Source organism: Coleofasciculus sp. G3-WIS-01 (assembly GCF_040223135.1).
In the GTDB taxonomy this organism is placed as follows: Bacteria; Cyanobacteriota; Cyanobacteriia; order Cyanobacteriales; family Coleofasciculaceae; genus Coleofasciculus.
On record NZ_JAVJZI010000060.1, the window covers coordinates 18996 to 39137 of the forward strand.

Below are 20142 nucleotides of genomic sequence, written 5' to 3' on the forward strand. Positions count from 1 at the left end.
ATTATTTGTCTTTTTGGCTGTGTGATCCGCAAGTTGAGTCTAAACTCGAGTATTCAACTGCCTCTGAGACGCTAATCTTGTGATCTGGAGGATTAGCTTCCGCAGATCCAAAGCCAATTCTTGGTTAACGACGTGAAGGAACTTGAAGCCAATCTCCTTACCGGCTTGAGAGAGAGTCTCAAAGTAAGACTGATTCACCTCCAGCAACGTTGTCTGTTCCCGTACCGCGCAAGTTGTTGGGTATGTACCACCGTCTATCAGCCCCAGAACTCCCACCAGCCGACTCGGACCATAAACGGCAAGGTGTTCGTATTTGCCAGATCGGTAAATCGTGGTGCGAACAGCACCGCGAACTGTGATCAAGCAACTATCTGCCGGAGAACCTTCTGTGTAGAGAATATGACCTCGTGGCAGATTCCACAACCGCATGGGTGCGAGAAACTCTTCCAATTCCGCAAGCGTGAAGATGCGAAATAGTGGAAGTGACTGTAGCCTTGAGTGATCTAACGTTAAGGGGGAGGTAGGGGCATCAATTTGCCCTTTGTTCTCTTGTACCCCAGAATCAGGCAATGTTCCTGCTTCCCCAGCCGTGAGCGTAGCGACGATTTGTGCCGTTTTTAACCGAATGCGATCGCAGATTTTTAGTCGCAGGCATTTCATGATGTTCAATGCTGAGGATCTGAGACTAGATCGCAGCATTTCCAACTGCAAATTACTCAAAAAATAGCCCGATGTCCGCTCAAGCGTTAGGGCATAAGTCAAGCTCAAACCGCGATCCATAACAGAGATTTCCCCAATGACATCGCCAGAGCCAACTGTTTCTATATCCACGCGATCGTTCCCTGGCACATCAGCGTATAACTTGACTCGCCCCTCGCTGAGCAAATACATCCCAGCGGCTACCTCGCCCTGGCGAAAAAGCATGGTGTTGGCTTCGACACAGAAGGGTTCCGCAAACAACAGAATGTCCTCCAAATCCCCTAATGTCAAGCTCTGGAACAGGGGCAAGGAGCTTAAAAACTCTTCTTTTTGTTTCAAGTTCACGTTCATGATTAAGACACAACGGTAAGGTTTAGATGTCGAGTTCGGCGATTTTCACCTGCCGATAGTCGCCCTCGGAGGTGACGTAGAGAACCGAGTACTCCGGCACTTCAGTCCAATTGGTGATATCCTTCGACAATGGTTCGGAAGCAACGATTACAGAATTAGCGTTCTTGGCGCTACCGACTAACTTCCACTCATTCTCATGCCAGCCGTAGTCTTGACCCAAGGTATACCAAAGGCTCATGTCTTTTAGCCCCAACTCCAACTCGTCTATTTTGTCGGCGTAGCAACCGAAGTCAAAGGTAAAGCGAGTGGCAACTAAGTCGTTACCGTCACAGATGAACAGGTTAACCCAAGAAGCTACCGCAATTCCTAGTTTTTTCCGAACCTGCTTGATAATCTTTAAGGTAGATTCCAAAGCTGGCAATATCTCGTCGAGTTCCAAATCCTTAGTTGGGTCTTCCATCTGTGACATCAATAGGGCATAGATCCATTCGCTGTCTGTTGTACCCTCGATCTTTTGGGCGATTTCCGGTTTGATGTACTCCAGCAAGTGAAATTTCATCTTATCCATGTCAGCCAAGTCGCCATTGTGAGCCATAGCCAGCTTGAACCCTTTATACTGAAATGGATGGACATTCTGTATATTTACCTTAGCGCTAGGATCGGAGATGACGCCGCGAACATGGGCAACCAGACAAGTTGGTCGCAGCTTTTGCGCTAGAACTTTCAGGTTACGGTCAAAGAAGGGAACCGAAACAGTTTTGTAAATGAAGGGAACCTCCGGATTGTGGGACGTTGGTTCCCATGCCGCCATACCAAACCCAGCCAGATTCAGTAATTTTAGCATTTGTGGGGCGTAGGTCTGTTTCATTAATGAACTGTCTGACTTGAATAACAAGTCATCAAGCAGTACAGACTCTCCTAAATACGCTACAACTCGACACATAGCAATTCAATATAGTGGTTTTCAAGTGTTATACTGACAATGGTTCCTCTACCAAAAGGAATCAGTGTTCTTAACGATGCCAAAGCGGTATCTTTAATGCAAGATAAGGATACGGCAATCATGAGCAACCGTGAGGCAAGTCTCTCTTTTATTCTTGAGAATCTCCCCACCCTACTTTTGACTATAGCGAGCCATAAGATACAACTAAATAGGGTGGTTTTCAAGTAATCTAGCTTTTGCGTAGAGACTAGACTGGATTCTCCATTATCTCCCCGCACGACGGAACCCTCCCGCTATCTTCTCCAACTCTTCCTCAGTCAGTTCTTCTTGACTTTTCTGTTGTCCTTCAATTGACGGCTGATTGTTTACGAGTTTTTCATGTTCTGGGTTCTGTTCGTTTGGATTTTGAGCTTTGTTTTCACTGGACATTATTTGTTCATCTTTTTTAGTAGTTGGTTTAACCGCAGTAGTCGGATATAGCCATTCTCAAGAGCGTGAGGTACACCCCAATGTAGGGGATCTAGGCTTGCACCCTCAGTCATGTACCTGCTCCTATGAGAAACGCTATAAAAGTAAAAATCACGATCATTAAGTTTTGTCAAATTCCGCGATCGCACTCAGGTGGAACGATTGTGTATTTTGATTAAACTTAACACAGTTACCTTTATTTATGTCCGACTCCTTAGCGCATCCCAATCAATTTTACAACGAACTGACCTTGTTTACCTAAGTAGGTGGACACAATTAAAGTTAACGGTTGAGATTAGGCAACAGGCAACACCTCGACTTCGCTCGGTGTGTCACAGGCAACAGGCAACAGTAAGGGTTCGAGGGCGATTGACAAAACTTAATTATCGTGCCGTTTTCTTTTGTCCGACTACTTACCCTGGTTTTGATCGGCTTGTCACCCCTGCAAGTTTAGCACCACAAATCAGAAATCGCCGTAATTTACATGATTGAGTGTATAATAAATCGATATAGCAATAAACTCGGACAATATAAATGTGTGGATTTGCCGGATTTATAGATGGAAACAATCACCAGCAATACAAACAATCAGAGCGTTTACAGATTCTAAACCAGATGGGAGAACGATTATATCGGCGCGGCATAGATGACAAGCAATTATTTGACTCAACGCCATTGTCATTTATTTTCAGACGGTTATCTATTGTCGATTTAGCTGGAGGGCAACAACCGATTTGGAATGAAGACAAAACTATGTTTGTTGCCGTCAATGGAGAAATCTACAACCATATAGAGTTGCGTTCAAACTTACGGAACACCCATCAATTTCGCACCTATTCTGATGCCGAAATTGTTTTGCACTTGTATGAAGAAATTGGAGTCAACGCACTCCATTTACTGAATGGTATGTTTGCTATTGCTTTATGGGATGCTCGACGACAACAGTTATTTTTAGCACGAGACCGCCTAGGAATAAAACCATTATATTACGCACAAATTGGCTCCCTACTCATTTTTAGCTCGACTTTAATGTCCCTCTTCGCCCATCCCGATGTACCAAGGCATCCTCAGTTCCAGGATTTAACTAATTTAAGCGTTACCACATCCTATGTGAGAGGAATTAACAGGTTAGCTGGTGGTCATTATTTGCTTTATGATGCTAACACAACCAACCTAATTATTCAGTCCTATTGGAATTTAGAAAATTATTGGGTCACCGAGCCTAACTCAGACTCACGCCAGCCTCAAGACTATATCAGAGAATATCGCGAGCTTTTTGTCGATAGTGTACAGAAACGTCTGATGAGTGATGTACCTGTAGGAGCCTTTTTGAGTGGAGGGTTGGACTCTGGAGCAGTTGTCGCTGTTGCCAATCAATTCCATAACCGATTACATTGCTTCAGCATCTTAGCCGATTACACGAGAGAAAATGGAGATATCCAAGCAGCGCGTCAGTTTTGCCAAAAGCTCAATCTACCGTTTCATCCGGTATATTTTGATTCGGAAAAGCTATTAGAACAAGTTCATTTTTCATTAGAAACTTTTGAATATTTTATTTGGATAATGGATGCGCCAAAATTTAATATGGATTGGTTTTTGAAGCACGAACTCCATCGTTATTGCCAAACCCTATTTCCTGACCTCAAAGTAATGCTTTTGGGACAGGGTGCTGATGAATTTGCTGGCGGATACTCTGCCCCTGAAGATAGCTCGACAAAGGACTGGCAAGACTATATCCAACAATTGAACGAAGAGGAGCAACAGACAAGTCAACTCAAACAACTAACTAGCCTTAATGATGGGTCATACCTGTTTGATAGAGGCATTAAATCTTATCCGCCTGATTGTACTTCGTTTCAGAAACAAATGTTACGAGAAGTTTATTATTTACAAGATTATAACCTTTGGCATGAAGATCGCAGCGCTATGAGTCAAAGTATTGAAGCTCGTGTTCCCTTTTTAGATCATCGTTTAGTCGAATATTTAGCTGCTGTTCCACCTCAACATCATGCCGCATTATTTTGGAATAAAATGATTATTCGAGAAATGGCTGGGCAATGGCTACCCCATGATTTTGTTTACCGCAAAAAATCATTCGGTGCCTCACATCAGACGGAGTGGGTTCTCATACAGTATAAAATTGTGCAAAGGATTTTTACGCAGTTTTGCGAGAAGTATTTAGCCAATTCTAGGAGTCTGTTCTCAGATGAGCAAATACTATCCTGGTTTGATCAAGCGAATGTAAATAGTGTCAAGGGTATTCAAGCTTTGGATAAGCTCTTAAATGCGATGGCAATGACAGTGTTCAAAACTATTTGCCTAACTGGGAAATCTCCTACTTCTATGGATTACTTGTATGGGTGTTCACCCCTAAAAACTCTGGATGATTTTTAACCGTCAAGGTGGTTATAAAAGTAGAGACGTTGCATGCAACGTCTCTACATCATTTCGGCTTCTGCTATCGCCAAGCCACCCCAAGGGCGTAATATTTTAGTACCACATTATGTCGTGCTCCCATGGTGTTTCAAGCCAAGGAGAGGTCAAAGCGGACGATAAACCCGATAGTTGATTTTGGGGAAAATGTTGTCGATTTCTTCGACTTTTTCCAACCAGCCGCTGTCGATTTTACCAATCTTGATATCCTCGTAGAGCTTATTAAACCGCATCAAGTGCGATCGCGTCCGCCGCACAGCGTATGGTACCATTGTTCCCGTCCGCATAATAAACGCCCAGTCCGACGACTGCGCCAGGAGTAACTCCCGCGCCGCCTGGTTAAGTGCTTTCCATTCCAGTTCATCAGCGGGTTCGCGACTTCCTAACTCAATCATCCGTTCCGCTGCTTTGTGCAGGTGAGGATAAATCCAAGCATTGGTTTCATTGAGCCAATATTCATGGAATCCCTTATACCCCCAGCTTGACTGAGAGGGCTTACAAACTTGCTGAGAGGGATTATCCCGCAAATAATCAGCCAAGTGGGTCATGTCGTAAGTACCCTGGTCATACCAAGACTTGCGGAACAGATAATCGATAAACCAAGGTCCCTCGTACCACCAATGACCAAAGAGTTCCGCATCATAGGGGGAAACAATAATCGGCGGACGCTGCATTATTCCCGCCAGATGACCCACCTGCTGTTCCCGGTTAAACATAAAGTTAGACGCATGTTCAGCCGCTTTTTCTCGCGCCCAATAGGGGTCATACAACGCTTTATCCCCTAATCCTAATCCGCGACCTGTAATCCGGTGATATTTAATTCCCGTATTTTTGCGCTGCCCATTGGGCATAATATAGGGCTTAATGTACTCGTATTCAGCTTCCCAGCCTAAATCCTTGTAAAATTCCCGATATTCGGGTGAACCCGGATACCCCACTTCCGAAGACCACACCTGCTGGGAGGACTCGTGATCCCGACCAAATGCGGCGACTCCTGTCTCCGTATAAATCGGAGCATAAGTGCCAAACCGGGGACGGGGACGGGCATACAAGATCCCGTGACCATCGGTGAGAAAATAGCGCAAGCCAGCATCGGCGAGTAATCGTTCCACCCCTTCGTAATACGCGCATTCAGGTAACCATATTCCTTTCGGGGGGCGCCCAAAGGTTTGCTCATAATGCTCACAAGCCACCTGAATTTGCGCCCAAACCGCTTGGGGATACATTTTCATCAGCGGAAAATAGCCGTGGGTGGCGCCGCAAGTGATGATTTCTAGGTTATTGCTGTCGAGAAATTGTTTAAATGCCGTTACTAGGTTACCGCCATAGTGATTCCAGGTTTGGCGAATCAGGCTGAACTCGTTAACGTAATGTTCAGCGAGGTAGCGGATATGACCATTTTGTTCGTTATGCTCGACTTCCTTTTGAACTAATTCTTCGAGTAGGGCTAGATGTTTGTCGTAGCGCTCTTGCAACAAAGGGTCTTGGAGCATTGACACCAAAGGAGGCGTCATGCTCATCGTGATTTTAAAGTCCACCCCATCCCGCTTTAATCCTTCAAAGACGTGCAGGAGGGGGACGTAAGTTTCGGTGATGGCTTCAAATAGCCATTCTTCTTCCAGAACGTAGTCACTTTCTGGATGCCGCACAAAAGGTAGATGGGCATGAAGGACGAGCGCAACGTAGCCGATAGCCATAGTGAATAGAAGTCGTGAATTGCTAGATAATGAAAAGTTTAGGATATCCTGGGAGGTTGAGAGTCTTTTAAGATTTTAGGACGAAAGGGACAGCAAATGGATAGATAAATATCACAAACCCTTTAGTTTTGCGGAAAATCTAAAATAGAGATTAAATTATAAGGAAGCAAAGACCCCCCAGCCCCTAGGCAGTCAATGCCAACGTTCTCCTAAAGCAAGCCCCGTTAAGAGTGCTAACACCAAATTGCAAGGTCGCTCATGAAAACTCTCCGGATGCGGAAGCCACACTACAGCTTCTGCTGTTTGTCGATGAGCGTCCCAGTTCCCGGAAACCTATCCATCGCATCCAGAACTATTTGGAGTCCCTGAAACGGGAGTATCCCTTTGAGCTGATGATTGTGGATGTGGGAGAACAGCCCTATTTAGCCGAACATTTCAAAATAGTCGCCACTCCAGCTCTGCTGAAGATTCATCCCCAACCGCGCCAAACCCTGGCGGGGACGAATTTGGTGGGACAATTAAAGAACTGTTGGTCACGCTGGCAACGCTGTATCGAAGACTACCAAACTGAGTTAAAAGAGGAGGTTGCTTCATCCACTAACGCGAGTATCTCCAGTGAGAATGGCTCATCCGCAAAACCTTCCATAGAATCATCCATCGAAGTGATTCAACTCACTGACGAAATTTTTCGCCTCAACCAAGAAAATGCCGCTCTGCGGGAGAATCTCTATTTCAAAGACCAAATTCTATCCATGTTAGCCCATGACCTCCGCAATCCTTTAACCGCCGCATCCATTGCCTTGGAGACTCTGGAATTAGGTCAAAACAACCCCATTCAATCTCTTGGTGCTGAATTAACCCCTACCCTGAAAGCCCGCTTATTTGAACAAGCACGCATCCAACTCCGTATCATCGATCGCATGATTACGGACATCCTACAAGCCGCTAAAGGCAGCAACGCCGATTTTTACGTTAAACCACGCCAACTGGCTTTAGGACCCCTGTGTCAAGAGATTCTCAACCAAATGCAGGAGTCATTCCAACTCAAATGGCAAATTGTGGAAACGGACATTCCCCAGGATTTACCCCCTGTCCATGCTGATAGTGAGTTGGTGCGTCAAGTCCTTGTTAATCTGCTAGACAATGCCAACAAATACACCCCAAAAGGGGGTAAAATTCAGGTTTCTATGCTGCACCGCACCACCCAGAAGGTTCAAGTCTCAGTCTGTGATACCGGTCCAGGTATCCCAGCCGAAAATTGCGATCGCATCTTTGAAAATCATTTCCGACTCAAACGCGATCAAGCCAAAGACGGGTACGGGATTGGTTTATCCTTGTGTCAACGCATAATCCGCGCCCATTACGGTCGCATCTGGGTTGATTCCCCCCCTAAAGGTGGTGGTTGTTTTCACTTTACCCTGCCAATTTATCGATAAACGTTAAAGCGATGTAGAGACCTAGCATGCTACGTCTCTTCGCTGGGGAAGCTTTTGTAGGGGCGGGTTTTACCATTAACCTTTGGTGTTACCCTGATATAACTAAACCCGCCCCGACCTAACCGTCCAATTATCACAAATAACGAATGACAAAGGACATAGAGCGAATGACAAAGGACAAATGACAAAGGACGAATGACATAAACAAATGACAAATGACCAAAATGCGAACGACCAAAATTGAAAGAGTACGCGGCGTCAACGATGTATTGCCCGATGATTACGCCATCACCAAACAGCTTGAAGATACCCTGCGCCAATGCTTCCAATCCTTTGGCTATCGTCCAATTGACGTGCCACTGATTGAATATACAGAACTGTATTTAAGGAAATCCGGAGAAGAAATCGCCCCCCGTCTCTATGACTTCATCTACCGCAACCGCCGCCTTTGCTTGCGCCCGGAATTTACCGCCTCGGTTGTCCGCGCTTATGTAGACAACCTGCAAGGCGTCCCCCACCCCATCCGCCTCTACTATGCGGGTTCAGCCTTCCGCTACGAACGCCCCCAGAAAGAACGCTACCGCCAGTTTAACCAGATGGGGATTGAATTGATTGGCGCGACTGGAGCGATGGCGGATGCCGAAATTATCGCGATCGCATCTCAAGGGTTAAATCACCTAGGATTAAGCGGGTATAGAGTTGTCCTGGGTCATATTGGTGTAATATCTAGGTTTCTGGATAACCTTCAGATCGAAAGTCGCCTGCGTAGCTTCCTGCTTGCCAATATGGAAATTTTACGCAAGGAAGGCAAATCAGCCGTCGAACAGCGTTTGTGTGATATCTATCCAGCATTTGCCCTCTATACCTCCAACCCCCAACTCAGCCTAGAACAAACGAACCCTGACACGGCTCACCCCCAACGCTTGAGTCAACTCTTTCAGGGAATGGAAGAATCCGACGCCCAAACCGCGATTCTGGATCTCCTAGACAGCATGAACATTGAACTGGCTGGTAATCGCGACGCCCAAGAAATCGTTGATCGCCTACTGACCAAAATAAAACGCCAAGATCAAACGGAGAGGGTAAGTAAGGCGCTAGAGTTTATGAGTCAACTGGGACAACTGGTAGGAGAACCGACTGAAGTCTTAAAAGAAGCCCAAACTCTCCTCTGTTCCCATGGTATTGATGATGCTGGACTTGAACAACTCCGTGAGATTATTAAAACATTGGAATTCTATAACCTAGACTCCAGTCAAATTAGTTTAGACTTAGGACTCAGCCGAGGATTGCAATACTATACAGGCATGATTTTTGAAATCTATCATGGCGTCGGTAAGCAGGAGCGACAACTCTGCGGCGGCGGTCGATATGATGATTTGGTGGCAACGCTTGGCGGACGCCAAGATACCCCAGCCACCGGCTTTTCCTACGGGATGGAACGGCTGAGATTAGCCCTAGAAGCCGAGGGCAAAGTTTGGCAAGTGCAGCGACAGGTGGATGTTTTGGTTGTTCCTGTCAGTCAAGATGATGCGGGTTATGCCATTAACGTTGCCCAAACATTGCGACATACTGGATTGGCAGTAGCCATGGAGCTTAGAGGTAAAAGTCTTTCCAGTAACTTTCAGTATGCCGACAAAAAAGGCATTCCTTACACCATTCTCGTAGGTTCAGAAGAACGTATAGCATCAAAAGTTGTACTTAAACAGATGGACTCTGGAGAACAGCAGCAGCTAACGGTAAGCGACGCCGCCAAGCATATTCATGATGAATTAAAACATAAGACATAAGACAATAGAATTCACTGTTTCCTGTTCACTGTTCACTGTTCACTGTTCACTGTTCCCTGTTCCCTGACCAATGACCAATCCCCAATCCCCAGTTCGCCTCGCTCTCCCCAGTAAAGGAGCCTTGGAACGCTCTACAACCAGCCTGCTTGCAGCATGTGGGATGAGTGTATTTAGACCGAGCGATCGCCAATATTTCGGCTCGATTCCTTCACTCCCTCAAATTAATGTACTTTTCCAACGGGCTGCTGATATTTTCACCAAAGTTGAAGAAGGTAGCGTTGACCTAGGAATTACTGGCTATGATGTCGTCTGTGAAGAAGGCGTGGGTCATGATAATGTCGTGGTTATTCATGACCGTTTGGGTTACGGTAAATGCGAACTGGTATTAGCTGTTCCTGAAAGTTGGGTGGATGTATCTTCGATTGAAGATTTAGCCGAACTCACGCTTCTATTTAAAGAAAAAGGTAAAACCCTGAGAATTGCCACAAAATATCCCAATATGACCAGAGATTGGTTGTATGAAAAGCTAATTGTCAACTTTTCCCTCGTCTCCGTCCAAGGAGCAATGGAAGCGGCACCCAGCATGGGTTATGCGGACATGATTGCCGATGTCACCAGTACCGGAACTACACTGCGAGAAAACCGATTGAAGCGTCTTACTGGTGGCACGCTTTTAAAGTCCCAAGCTTGTCTCATTGGCAATAAACGTCTCCTCCAAGAGAACCCCACGAAACTTGATACGACTAAAACGATCTTGGAATTAATTGAGGCAAATCTAAATGCCAAAAAATACGTCTCAATCACGGCTAATGTTCGGGGCAAATCAGCTGATGAGATTGGAGATTATTTGGTCAATCACAGCGAGTTGAGCGGTTTAACCGGGTTACGTGGACCGACGATTGCCAAGGTTTATTCCAAGGAAGAAAAGGATTGGTATGCTGTAACCATTGTCGTTGAGCAAAACATGTTACTTGCGGCTGTGAATCATCTAAGAAAGACGGGTGGGAGTGATATGACGATTACTTCACCCGACTATGTATTTGGTTCAAAATCTCAGAACTATCAGGTATTCTTGGAACGGTTAAAGGAAAATTAATAAATAGGGATATCCGATGAATATGATTGAAAAGCAAGATAGAACGGATCACTTGCGGCGATAAGGGTGCTGTTTTGGTCGGTGAACGGCAAAATGCATTGGCAAACTCAAGTTAATTTATGCCAGCTAAAGATTTATTTCATAATACAGTTAAAACAGCCCTCCAAAAAGATGGATGGACAATTACTGACGAGCATCTATTTATTCAAGTAGAGGATGTTGATTTTTACATAGACTTAACAGCAGAGAGAATTTTCGCGGCTGAGAAAACTGGTAAAAAAATAGCAGTAGAGATAAAATCATTTTTAGGAGCCTCAGACGTAACTGAATTTCACCTAGCTCTTGGTCAATGTCTCAATTACCGTTCAGCATTGAGGTTGATCGAACCTGATCGGACTTTGTATTTAGCCGTTCCGGTAGATGTTTACGATGAGTTTTTTAGTCGGAGGTTTATTCAAAGAATAATTGGCGAATATAAACTAAAATTACTAATTTTCAACCCGGCTCAAGAGGAGATTGTTATATGGAGAGACTGAATTACAAAGAAATCGTCCAAAGAATCCTTGAAAACCACGCAAAAAATTGCTCAAATAGTCAGACAGAAGTAAAGCTTATATTTGATACGGAGCGCGATCGCTATCAAGTTCTTAATCTTGGTTGGCAAGAACTAACGCGGATATTTGGTTGTATCATTTACGTAGAAATTAAAGATGGCAAAATTTGGATCGAACGCGATGGAACCGAAATCGGAGTGGCTAATGAATTAGTAGAAGCTGGAGTTCCTAAACAAGATATAGTTTTGGGTTTTAAAGCCCCATATAAACGAAAATTTACTGAGTTTGCTGCTAGTTGAAGCAAATAGGAGTCAGGAACTTCACGACAATTACGTCACCGGATTATGTATTTAGTTCCCAGTATCAGAACTATCAGCTATTCTTGGAACGGTTAAAGGAAAATTAATAAATAGGGTCTGCTGAATATACCTTTATACCCCTTTACCGCCAATTACCCACTAGAATATAGGGAGACCAATAATAAGGACTCTGATAGCTTTCTTTTTGCAATAAACTGATCTGAGCGCGGCGCAGGGCTTCGGCTTTGGTAATATTGGGTTGTGCTAGTTCTTGGTAAAATTGACTCATCAGCAAAGCGGTAGAATTATCATTAACATTGAATAAAGACGCGATCGCACTCCGCGCCCCCGCCCTGACTGAGATCCCAGCAATGCCTAACGTCGCCCGTTGATCCCCTGTGGCGGTTTGACAAGCACTCAGCACCAGTAATTCAATCCCATCGGGGCGATTTTCAGTGTGGGTTTGCAGGAATTGATTGAGTTGATTAACATTAATTGGTTGATCATAAGCGAGAATAAAGGTTTCATCTGGACTCGAACTAAATTGTCCATGAGTGGCTAAATGAACCACGCCAAAGGGTTGAGAATTAATTTGGTTTTGAAACGTTTGCCTGGTAAATGCTGAATTGAGTAAGATTTGGCTATGAGGAAGATTCGATTGAATTTGTGCTAATTCATCCTCAACATAAGGAAGGGCTTTAAACCCATGACGGGCTTCACTAAGTCCAGCCGTTAGTAGTTGGAATTGTTCGGATTGCCAGGATTCGCTTTTGGCAAATTGAAGACCCAGATTCAGGGCAATACTATAGGTTTCGATCAGGTATTGTTCTCCATCATACAGGGTTGCCATGGGAATTGTTCTGAACGCGCCATCTAAGACAAAGACTAAGGTTTCTAGTTGTTGGGTTTGGGTTAAGTCGTTTTCAATAGGGGCAATCAGCCAATCATAAACTAAACGAAATCGGGAATTAGCATCTAATCCAGTTTTGTATTCTTGGATATCGTCTTGGAGTTGTTCGATAGTGCGTTCAACTTCCGCTTTCGGAATAAATGTGGTGGTGTGGATGAGTTCCGATTGTTGGGGCAATTTGAGAATAATTTCAATCCGGTTTTCCAGGAGAATTGGATAGATAATTGCGGCATTCAAATTTTGTTCATCAATCGCCCGATCAATGGGTAAGGTGGTGGCGTCAGATAAGCGACAACGGAGGAAGTTTTCTAGTTCTGCCACTTGCAAGTCTTCGATGAGTTGACGGGCTTTTTTTAGGTTAGCTTGGCTGGGTTTTCGGCTAGTTTCATCCGGCTGGGAGAGGAGTAAATCTACGAGTTCACGATAGACGGGTTCGATATGATCACGAAAGGAGAATTGTAAGTCGGGATTATTGAGACTGATTAAATCACCACGCAAGGAATCCAGGCTAGTCACCGCTTCCGAATAAGCCGCGATCGCACCTTGTTTTTCCCCCTGTTTTTTTAACACTCGTCCCAGTTGCCATTGCCATTGATAGGCTAAGTCTTTGGCTTTGATGGCTTCACTCAAAATCAGCGCATTTTCGGTTAAGGTTTGGGCGGGTTTCCATTGTTGATTTTGTTCATAAAGACTGCCGAGATTTCCCATAGCGTGGGCTTGCGCTCGTTTATCGTTGAGATGTTTAGCTTGTTCAATGGCGGTGAATAAGAGTTTTTCAATGACGGAACTGTTGATCTGGGAATTTAATTTCAGATTGGTTTGCTTGGTGAGCGAAAGTAATTGGATCAGGCTTTGGGCGAAATTAATCTGAGCATAAATAGCCGTGCGATTTAGGGGTAATGCGTCAATTTGATCCTGGAGTTGGGGTAAGGTTTCGAGTTGAGCGTTTAGGGGAGGAGATGGAGCATTTTTGGCTAAATGGGGTGCAGTTTTTGCCAACCATTCCTGATAGTCAATTGCCAAGCTCAATTGATTCAGTTGTGCCTGGATACGGGTAGAGGGGGAAGGGGTAGTCGTTGCCGCTTGTTGATAGGCGGCGAGAGCGGCTGTAACCTTTTCGTTGGCGCGATTTCGGTCAATCGGGATTTGCAGGCGATCGTAGGCGTCTTTGGCACGTGTATAGGCGGCGCGGGCGGTGTTACCTAAACCGAGGAAAGCTTCGCCAGTTTCTTGGCGAGATTGTAATTGTTGAGCGAGAGTTAAACTGAGGTCTAAGAGGTGTTTGGATTGGTCTAAATAGTCATAGTTTTCTGTATCTTTGGGTTGGGTGAATAATTCATCTAGAGATTCAACCTGTCCGGCAATACGCAGCAGATTTCCCAGACTGCGTAATCCGATAGCTTTGAGTAGAGAATCGGGTTGGTTGGGTAAGGATGGATTAAGTTCAAGTAGAGTTCTCATGGCTTGACGATAACGTCCTATTTCTTGTAACGCAAGGCTTTGATAAATTTGACTTTGCGTGATCCCTGTTTGATGATTGAGTTGAGTATAAATAGCGGCTGATTCTTGCCAACTTTTCAGGGCGGCTTCTGGGTTGCCAATGGTAAGATGTAGACGACCTTGAATTGTCAGGGTTTGGGCGAGCAGGTTTAAGTGTTGTGAGGCGTTATCGGGATGGGATTGTAATAAATTCAGACTTTTAGTGATAGCGGCTTCGGCGTCTTGCCATTGTTGTAATTGTTGATAAGCTAAGGAAAGATTGGTCAATGCCATAGCTTGTTGCTGTACATCACCGATGGATTGGAAAGCAGTAGCGGCTTGTTGGAGGGACGTTATCGCCTGAGAAAATTGTCCATTTTCGTAGAGAGTTCGGCTTTGTTGTAAAAGTTGTGCGGGATTCGTTTCAGTTTGGGGAAATTGGGCAAAAGCTGGGATAGAGATAACAGTGGGGAAGAGGGCGGCGCTTAATAGTAATGTTAATAGGTTAGAGAACCCCTTAAAATAAAATTCTGAGAGTAACTTAAACCCCGTTGAAATAGGTTTAACATTGGGTTTCCGTAGGGGCGCACCGACGTGCGCCCTGTTCCCGACCTGCACCCTGTTCCCAACCTGCGCCCTGTTCCCAACCTGCGCCCTGTTCTCGACGTGCACCCTAGCCATGGTAATCTTGGTATCAAAAATAGTCATAACCTGTCACTCATTTAACTGGTTCGTAGCAATACGAGCGATCGCACAGCAAGGGGCGGTTGAAACCGCAGCTACACAAACCAAACCCGCCTGCGCGGGTTTCCACAGGGGTTTCCACAGGTTAGTCCTTGTCAAGCGGACGAAAGTTTCGTTTGGTTCCGCGATTTCCTTTTCAACAGGGCTTAAATTGACTATCTCCACTCCCTTGAGCTCCTAGAAGTTTCCGCTTCAGATGATTGGCTACGAATCGTACAAGTGGGTAAAAGCGTCATCGTAGTCGGTTCAGCCGTCAGCACCACTGTTCCATCGGCACGTTTGACCCAACCTTGGGCTTCGATAATCCGGTTTTGGCTGACATGAGTCGCTGGGGTAGAACTCACACTATCGCCTTGATCAAGAGTCACCCAATCGGGTACAGCCACAGCATTACTGACAAGGGCTTCATTAGGATTGGGAGGTAATCCCCCAGATCCAGTGTTATAAAACCGATTGGCATTAACTTCACCAGGTTGACAGTTTTGGGCGACTTCCGGTGGCGCAGGTTGTGTGGGTAAAGCCACTAATCCACTATTGGGGTCAACGGCTAATTCAGTGGTTTCGATAGTCCCCTGTAATCCCAATTCTGAGCTCGCGGTAATATCGCTTTTGGGAGTCAGTTTGGGGCGTTCTCTTAAACCAATAATGCGTTGAGCGGTGATATCAATATTACCGCCATTCCCTTCATAGGCATTGGCAGTAATATCATTGTCTTCATAAGCCGGACCAATAATGAAGCCGTCGGTCGCATTAATGGTAATGTTACCACCATTGCCACCGGCATTAGCTCGACCTGCAGTTGCAGATACTCGACTCTCGTGGCGCATCAGTAACAAATCCAGGTTCTGAAGCCGAATATTGCCACCCTCACCGGAAAAGGCTTCAGTTACAATATCTCCATCGTTCAGAAAGATAGTCGGGGTTGTTATTTCAATGTCACCCGCATCCCCTTGCAAACTTGATGTAGCGATCAAAGCATTCTGGATGATTGAAACTGAGTCATCAACATTAACCACAATCCTGCCGCCATTTCCTTGTCCTATGGTGGCGCTCAAAATACCAGCGTTATCGGCGATATACAGGGAGTCAGAGGCTAGGTTAATTTCGCCACCTTGACCGACAGCATTATCATTTACACTGCTATTGATCGAAGCGTTATTTATGAGCTGGATTTGATCATCAACTTGGACAATGATATCACCGGCGTTTCCTTGTCCATTAGTGCTAGTGTCTATGGAGGCGCTATCCGTTAGGAATAATGAACCAGTTTTGATCCGAATTTCACCCCCATTGCCGACAGCTTCAGGTAAAACATTACTGGAAATTCCGGCAAAGTTTTCCACATAAACGGCGTCATTCGTGTCTACAAAAATGTTGCCAGCATCTCCTTGTCCCCACGTATTAACAAATATGGAAGCGGTATTCATGAGGGAAAGCGAGTCAGCCGCTATGGTAATCTCACCCCCCTTACCGACAGCTTCAAGGAAAAGACTACTTGATATTGTGCTGGTATTTGCCAAAGAGACAGTGCCATCGGTAAATATTGATATATTCCCTGCCTCTCCTCGGACAATAGTGTCAGTACCAATACTAGAATTATCTAAGGAGAGTGAATCAGCGGTGATGGTAATGTTTCCACCTTTGCCCGATTCAACACTTGCTCCAATAGTGCTAAAATCGGAGAGCGAAATTTCACCCTGAGCCGTAATTTCTATATTTCCAGCATCTCCTTGCCCAACGGCTCTAGCGCTCACAAAAGCCACATTGGTTAAAGAAAGTGAGTCAGTTTCAATCGTAATGTTACCCCCCTTACCTGTCGCTGTAGAGTGGGATCTAGCGGAAATGACACCATCATTCAAATCTATCCGATCATCAGTCATCACAAACACACTGCCAGCATCTCCTGTTCCCAAAGTGCTACTACTTATAGTAGCACCATCAGTTAAAGAGAGTGATCGTGCTTGAACATAGATATTACCTCCCTTTCCTGAACCCGTCGTTGTACTGCCGATCAAACTATTTGCTGTAGAAATAGAGGCGCGAGTTTTCAGGATAATATCACCAGCAGAAAAAGAACCAAAGGTTTCGATATTTCCTGTCGTGATTTCGTTTTGAGCCTCAAGGTGAATAGAATTTGCCGAACCATAAAGAGAGAAGGTACTCAGAAAACCTCCAGTCGTGTCAATTCCTCCTTGGGTACTAATCATACTGATCCTGCCGCTATTACGGGACACACTAGACGTCTCGACTTCTCCTGTTGTAATCTGCTCAAGAGCCATCAATGTAATATCTCCACCATTTCCCTCACTTGAAGCAGAATTTAGTAATCCGGCTGTGGTGTCAATTTCCCCGTTGTTACTGGTAAAATTAATCTGACCACCCTGAAAAAAGCCAGAAATAGAAGAGATATCGGCGGTATAAATATTGCCATTAGCACTGAGGAAAATATTCCCCCCATTTCCCTCAGTTGAAGAAGAATTTAGTAATCCGGCGGTGGTGTCAATTTCCCCGTTTTTACTGGTAAAATCAATCTGACCACCATTAGAAAATAAAGAAACAGAGGAAATATCGGCGGTATAAATATTGCCGTTAGCACTGAGGAAAATATCTCCCCCATTTCCCCCAGTTGAAGCAGAATCTAGCAATCCGGCGGTGGTGTCAATTTCCCCGTTTTTACTGGTAAAATTAATCTGACCACTATTAGAAAATAAAGAAACAGAGGAGATATCGGCGGTATAAATATTGCCGTTAGCACTGAGGAAAATATTCCCTCCATTTCCCCTAGTTGAAGCAGAATCTAGCAAGCCGGCTGTGGTATCAATCCCACCGTTGTTACTGGTGAAATTAATCTGACCACTATTGGAGAAGCGAGAAAAAGACCGGATGGTTCCTGTCGTGATATTCTCTTGAGCAATGAACGTAACATCTCCGCCTTTGCCATCAGTGGAAGCCGAAGCAATAAACCCAGCACTCGTGTCAATGGCACCACTGTTACTGGTGAGACGAATTTGACCACTATCGGAGGAGAAGGAAGAAGCCAAAATATCGGCGGTATTAATCGTCCCATTAGCACTGAGAAAAATATTCCCCCCATTTCCCTCAATTGAAGAGGAGTCGAGCCATCCGGTTGTGGAATCAATTCTCCCATTATTGCTAGTAAGACTAATCTCACCACTATTGGAGAAGCGAGAAGAAGAGTTGATGTTTCCTGTTTGAATGTGATCGTGAGCAACGAATGTAATATCGCCACCTATTCCATCATTAGAAAAGGAAGCTATAGTTCCGGCGGTTGTATCAATCGCGCCATTATGGCTAATGAACCGAATCTGACCACTATTGGCAGAAAAAGAAAAAGACAAAATGTTTCCTGTCGTAATAGTATCTTGAGCGATAAGTTTTATCTCCCCTCCATCTCCACCAGAAATAGCCTGTAATTCTCCAGCAGAAACAATACCGCCTCTTGAGTCAATAATGATATCGCCAGCTTTTTCTGGACTATTAGTCCCATCACTATTCGTATTAATACCCAACCCAAAAAAGCCTTTCCCTGTAATTTCTATCTGTCCACCGGGTAAAGCCGGATTCGGCTGATACTGATTCGTCAGCAAAACCACGCCATCGACAACACCTGACTCAAACACGATATCGCCAATAGTGATATCCGCACTTGTCGCCACATCACTTAAACTGGGTTGGTTAGGGTCAAAAAATAAATTAGGGTCTAAAAAAACACTAAAACCGGTTATCCCAGGCATACCGATTTTATCTGGATCAACCCCCGCCCGCACATCAAGCGTTGGTTTTTCACGTCCATCAATTTGGATATCAGTTCCATCGGACAGAGTTATCGTATCTTGCAAATAATTCGTTTGATCTGTACCTGTAATTAAGACTGTACCAATATCAACTTTACCCCCCGCTAAAATATGCAGTGATGCACCGACATAAACATCAAAACTAACATCACCTCTAGCGCGAATAATCGGGTCATCGGGACTTGACCAACCTCCTAAACTACCATCAAGCTGTTCAATCCGAAAACTGCCGCCTGTGCTATAGTGAGCATCACCACCCACAGTATTCTCCGATCGCAAGACCAAATCTCCCTGAGCAAACAAGCCACTGTCGGGGTGATTCAGGGCAAAAATGTCCACATTTTGGTTTCCCTGCACCAGTAACTGACGCCTAGCCGCCGCGATAAACGGACTCGTTACCGTATCGCGCACCTTCACCGTATCCGTGGCGAATAAGCTTAAATCACCCCCCGCCAATAACTGACCCTGTAAATCCAGTGTCCCGGCTTGCACAGTGAAATCTTGTCCCACCGCCAAATTTCCTCGATTGATAATCGTTGATTGGGGAGAGGTTGACCCATACTGTAATCCCGGTGTCACATTAATCGTTAACAGTGGTGGTGCTTGGGGATTTGTCGCACTAAACTGAGTCCCATTTTCCCAGACTAAACTCTCTGCAGTGGACGCCACAAACGCCCCCCGGATATCGAGGGATGCATGAGGACCAAAAACAATCCCATTGGGATTAAGTAAAAACAAATTGGCATTTCCATTAACGCCCAGTGTTCCCAAAATATCTGAGATATCCGTTCCCGTTACCCGACTGAAAATCGTTTCAATTCCCGTAGGATTGGTGAAATAAACCTGCTGTCCTTCGCTGACATTAAAGTCTTGAAAACTGTGGAAGAGATTCGCGCCGCGAACCGCGCCGCCTTCAATTAAATCCACAATCTGTTGATTAATCCTAGCGTTAGGAGTAACGATGGAAGATTCATCCCCCAGAGTGCCATCGGATGTAATCTGGGCATGGGTGCTATTTCCCGCCAAGAGGACAAAACCCGCTAGTGCGAAAGAACTGCCTAGCTGTAACGTCCAACACCTCAGGCTTGTGCATAAACTTTTTCTAAACATGGCATTTCCCACCCGGCTGCTGCGCGATCGCCTGTTAATTGACAAACGTCTTATTTTTTTGTAAATTTACCTGAGAATCATATTACACCTTAATGTCGTGTTGAAGATCGAGCCATTCAATACATTAAGTCAAAAAATGTTATTTAATGTTATTTAATGTAAACAAAATTAACGGGATAAGAGGGCGATTCGACCCAAAGATCACAGTTCGTAGTGAGCGCTTTAGCGCTTCCCCGTTCGTAGTGAGCGCTTTAGCGCTTCCCGGCATTTAGTGATTTCCTACTGACTGGTTTAACCTCGATCTTCAGTCGGTGTAATCGA

At 44.9% G+C, this 20142-nt stretch carries 12 protein-coding genes; 6 read left to right on the plus strand and 6 right to left on the minus strand.

Annotated features, from left to right (window positions below):
* Positions 1 to 39: 39 nt before the first annotated feature.
* The 3 genes from RIM23_RS06130 to RIM23_RS06140 form a co-directional block, all read right to left on the minus strand.
* Positions 40 to 1050, minus strand: coding sequence for a cyclic nucleotide-binding domain-containing protein (locus RIM23_RS06130; RefSeq protein ID WP_446365372.1), 1011 nt, complete (start codon positions 1048 to 1050; stop codon positions 40 to 42).
* Between the two features lie 22 nt (positions 1051 to 1072).
* Positions 1073 to 1918, minus strand: a complete 846-nt coding sequence (locus RIM23_RS06135) for a class II glutamine amidotransferase (RefSeq protein WP_446365374.1) — start codon at positions 1916 to 1918, stop codon at positions 1073 to 1075.
* 339 nt (positions 1919 to 2257) lie between these two features.
* On the minus strand, positions 2258 to 2422 hold the full coding sequence (locus tag RIM23_RS06140; protein WP_446349712.1) for a bacteriocin: 165 nt from the start codon (positions 2420 to 2422) through the stop codon (positions 2258 to 2260).
* Positions 2423 to 2995: 573 nt separating this feature from the next.
* On the opposite strand from RIM23_RS06140, the gene asnB reads away from it, so the two are divergent.
* Positions 2996 to 4855, plus strand: coding sequence for an asparagine synthase (glutamine-hydrolyzing) (asnB, locus tag RIM23_RS06145; protein WP_446365376.1), 1860 nt, complete (start codon positions 2996 to 2998; stop codon positions 4853 to 4855).
* A gap of 146 nt (positions 4856 to 5001) precedes the next feature.
* Here asnB and RIM23_RS06150 read toward each other — a convergent pair whose 3' ends face one another.
* Positions 5002 to 6591, minus strand: coding sequence for a glycoside hydrolase family 57 protein (locus RIM23_RS06150; protein ID WP_446365378.1), 1590 nt, complete (start codon positions 6589 to 6591; stop codon positions 5002 to 5004).
* Between the two features lie 230 nt (positions 6592 to 6821).
* On the opposite strand from RIM23_RS06150, the gene RIM23_RS06155 reads away from it, so the two are divergent.
* The 5 genes from RIM23_RS06155 (at position 6822) to RIM23_RS06175 (ending at position 11763) form a co-directional block, all read left to right on the plus strand.
* The gene (locus RIM23_RS06155; RefSeq protein WP_446365380.1) at positions 6822 to 8027 is read left to right on the plus strand and encodes a histidine kinase; all 1206 of its coding nucleotides are present in this window, start codon (positions 6822 to 6824) and stop codon (positions 8025 to 8027) included.
* Positions 8028 to 8242: 215 nt separating this feature from the next.
* Positions 8243 to 9814 (plus strand): ATP phosphoribosyltransferase regulatory subunit, encoded by a 1572-nt coding sequence (gene hisZ / locus RIM23_RS06160; RefSeq protein ID WP_446365382.1) that lies wholly within the window; start codon positions 8243 to 8245, stop codon positions 9812 to 9814.
* A 70-nt stretch (positions 9815 to 9884) separates the two neighbouring features.
* Positions 9885 to 10910: an ATP phosphoribosyltransferase gene (gene hisG, locus RIM23_RS06165; protein ID WP_446365384.1), complete on the plus strand. Its 1026-nt coding sequence runs from the start codon at positions 9885 to 9887 to the stop codon at positions 10908 to 10910.
* A gap of 119 nt (positions 10911 to 11029) precedes the next feature.
* Entirely contained in the window at positions 11030 to 11446 is a 417-nt protein-coding gene (locus RIM23_RS06170; protein ID WP_446365386.1) for a XisH family protein, read from the plus strand.
* Positions 11434 to 11763, plus strand: a complete 330-nt coding sequence (locus RIM23_RS06175) for an element excision factor XisI family protein (RefSeq protein WP_446365388.1) — start codon at positions 11434 to 11436, stop codon at positions 11761 to 11763. The genes RIM23_RS06170 and RIM23_RS06175 overlap by 13 nt, the downstream gene beginning before the upstream one ends.
* A gap of 142 nt (positions 11764 to 11905) precedes the next feature.
* Here the strand turns inward: RIM23_RS06175 and RIM23_RS06180 are convergent, their stop codons facing one another.
* Together RIM23_RS06180 and RIM23_RS06185 are read right to left on the minus strand one after the other, a co-directional pair.
* Positions 11906 to 14860 carry a CHAT domain-containing protein gene (locus tag RIM23_RS06180; RefSeq protein WP_446365390.1) on the minus strand — a complete coding sequence of 985 codons (2955 nt, stop codon included), beginning with the start codon at positions 14858 to 14860 and terminating at the stop codon, positions 11906 to 11908.
* Between the two features lie 191 nt (positions 14861 to 15051).
* Positions 15052 to 19866 (minus strand): two-partner secretion domain-containing protein, encoded by a 4815-nt coding sequence (locus tag RIM23_RS06185; protein WP_446365392.1) that lies wholly within the window; start codon positions 19864 to 19866, stop codon positions 15052 to 15054.
* Positions 19867 to 20142 lie beyond the last annotated feature (276 nt).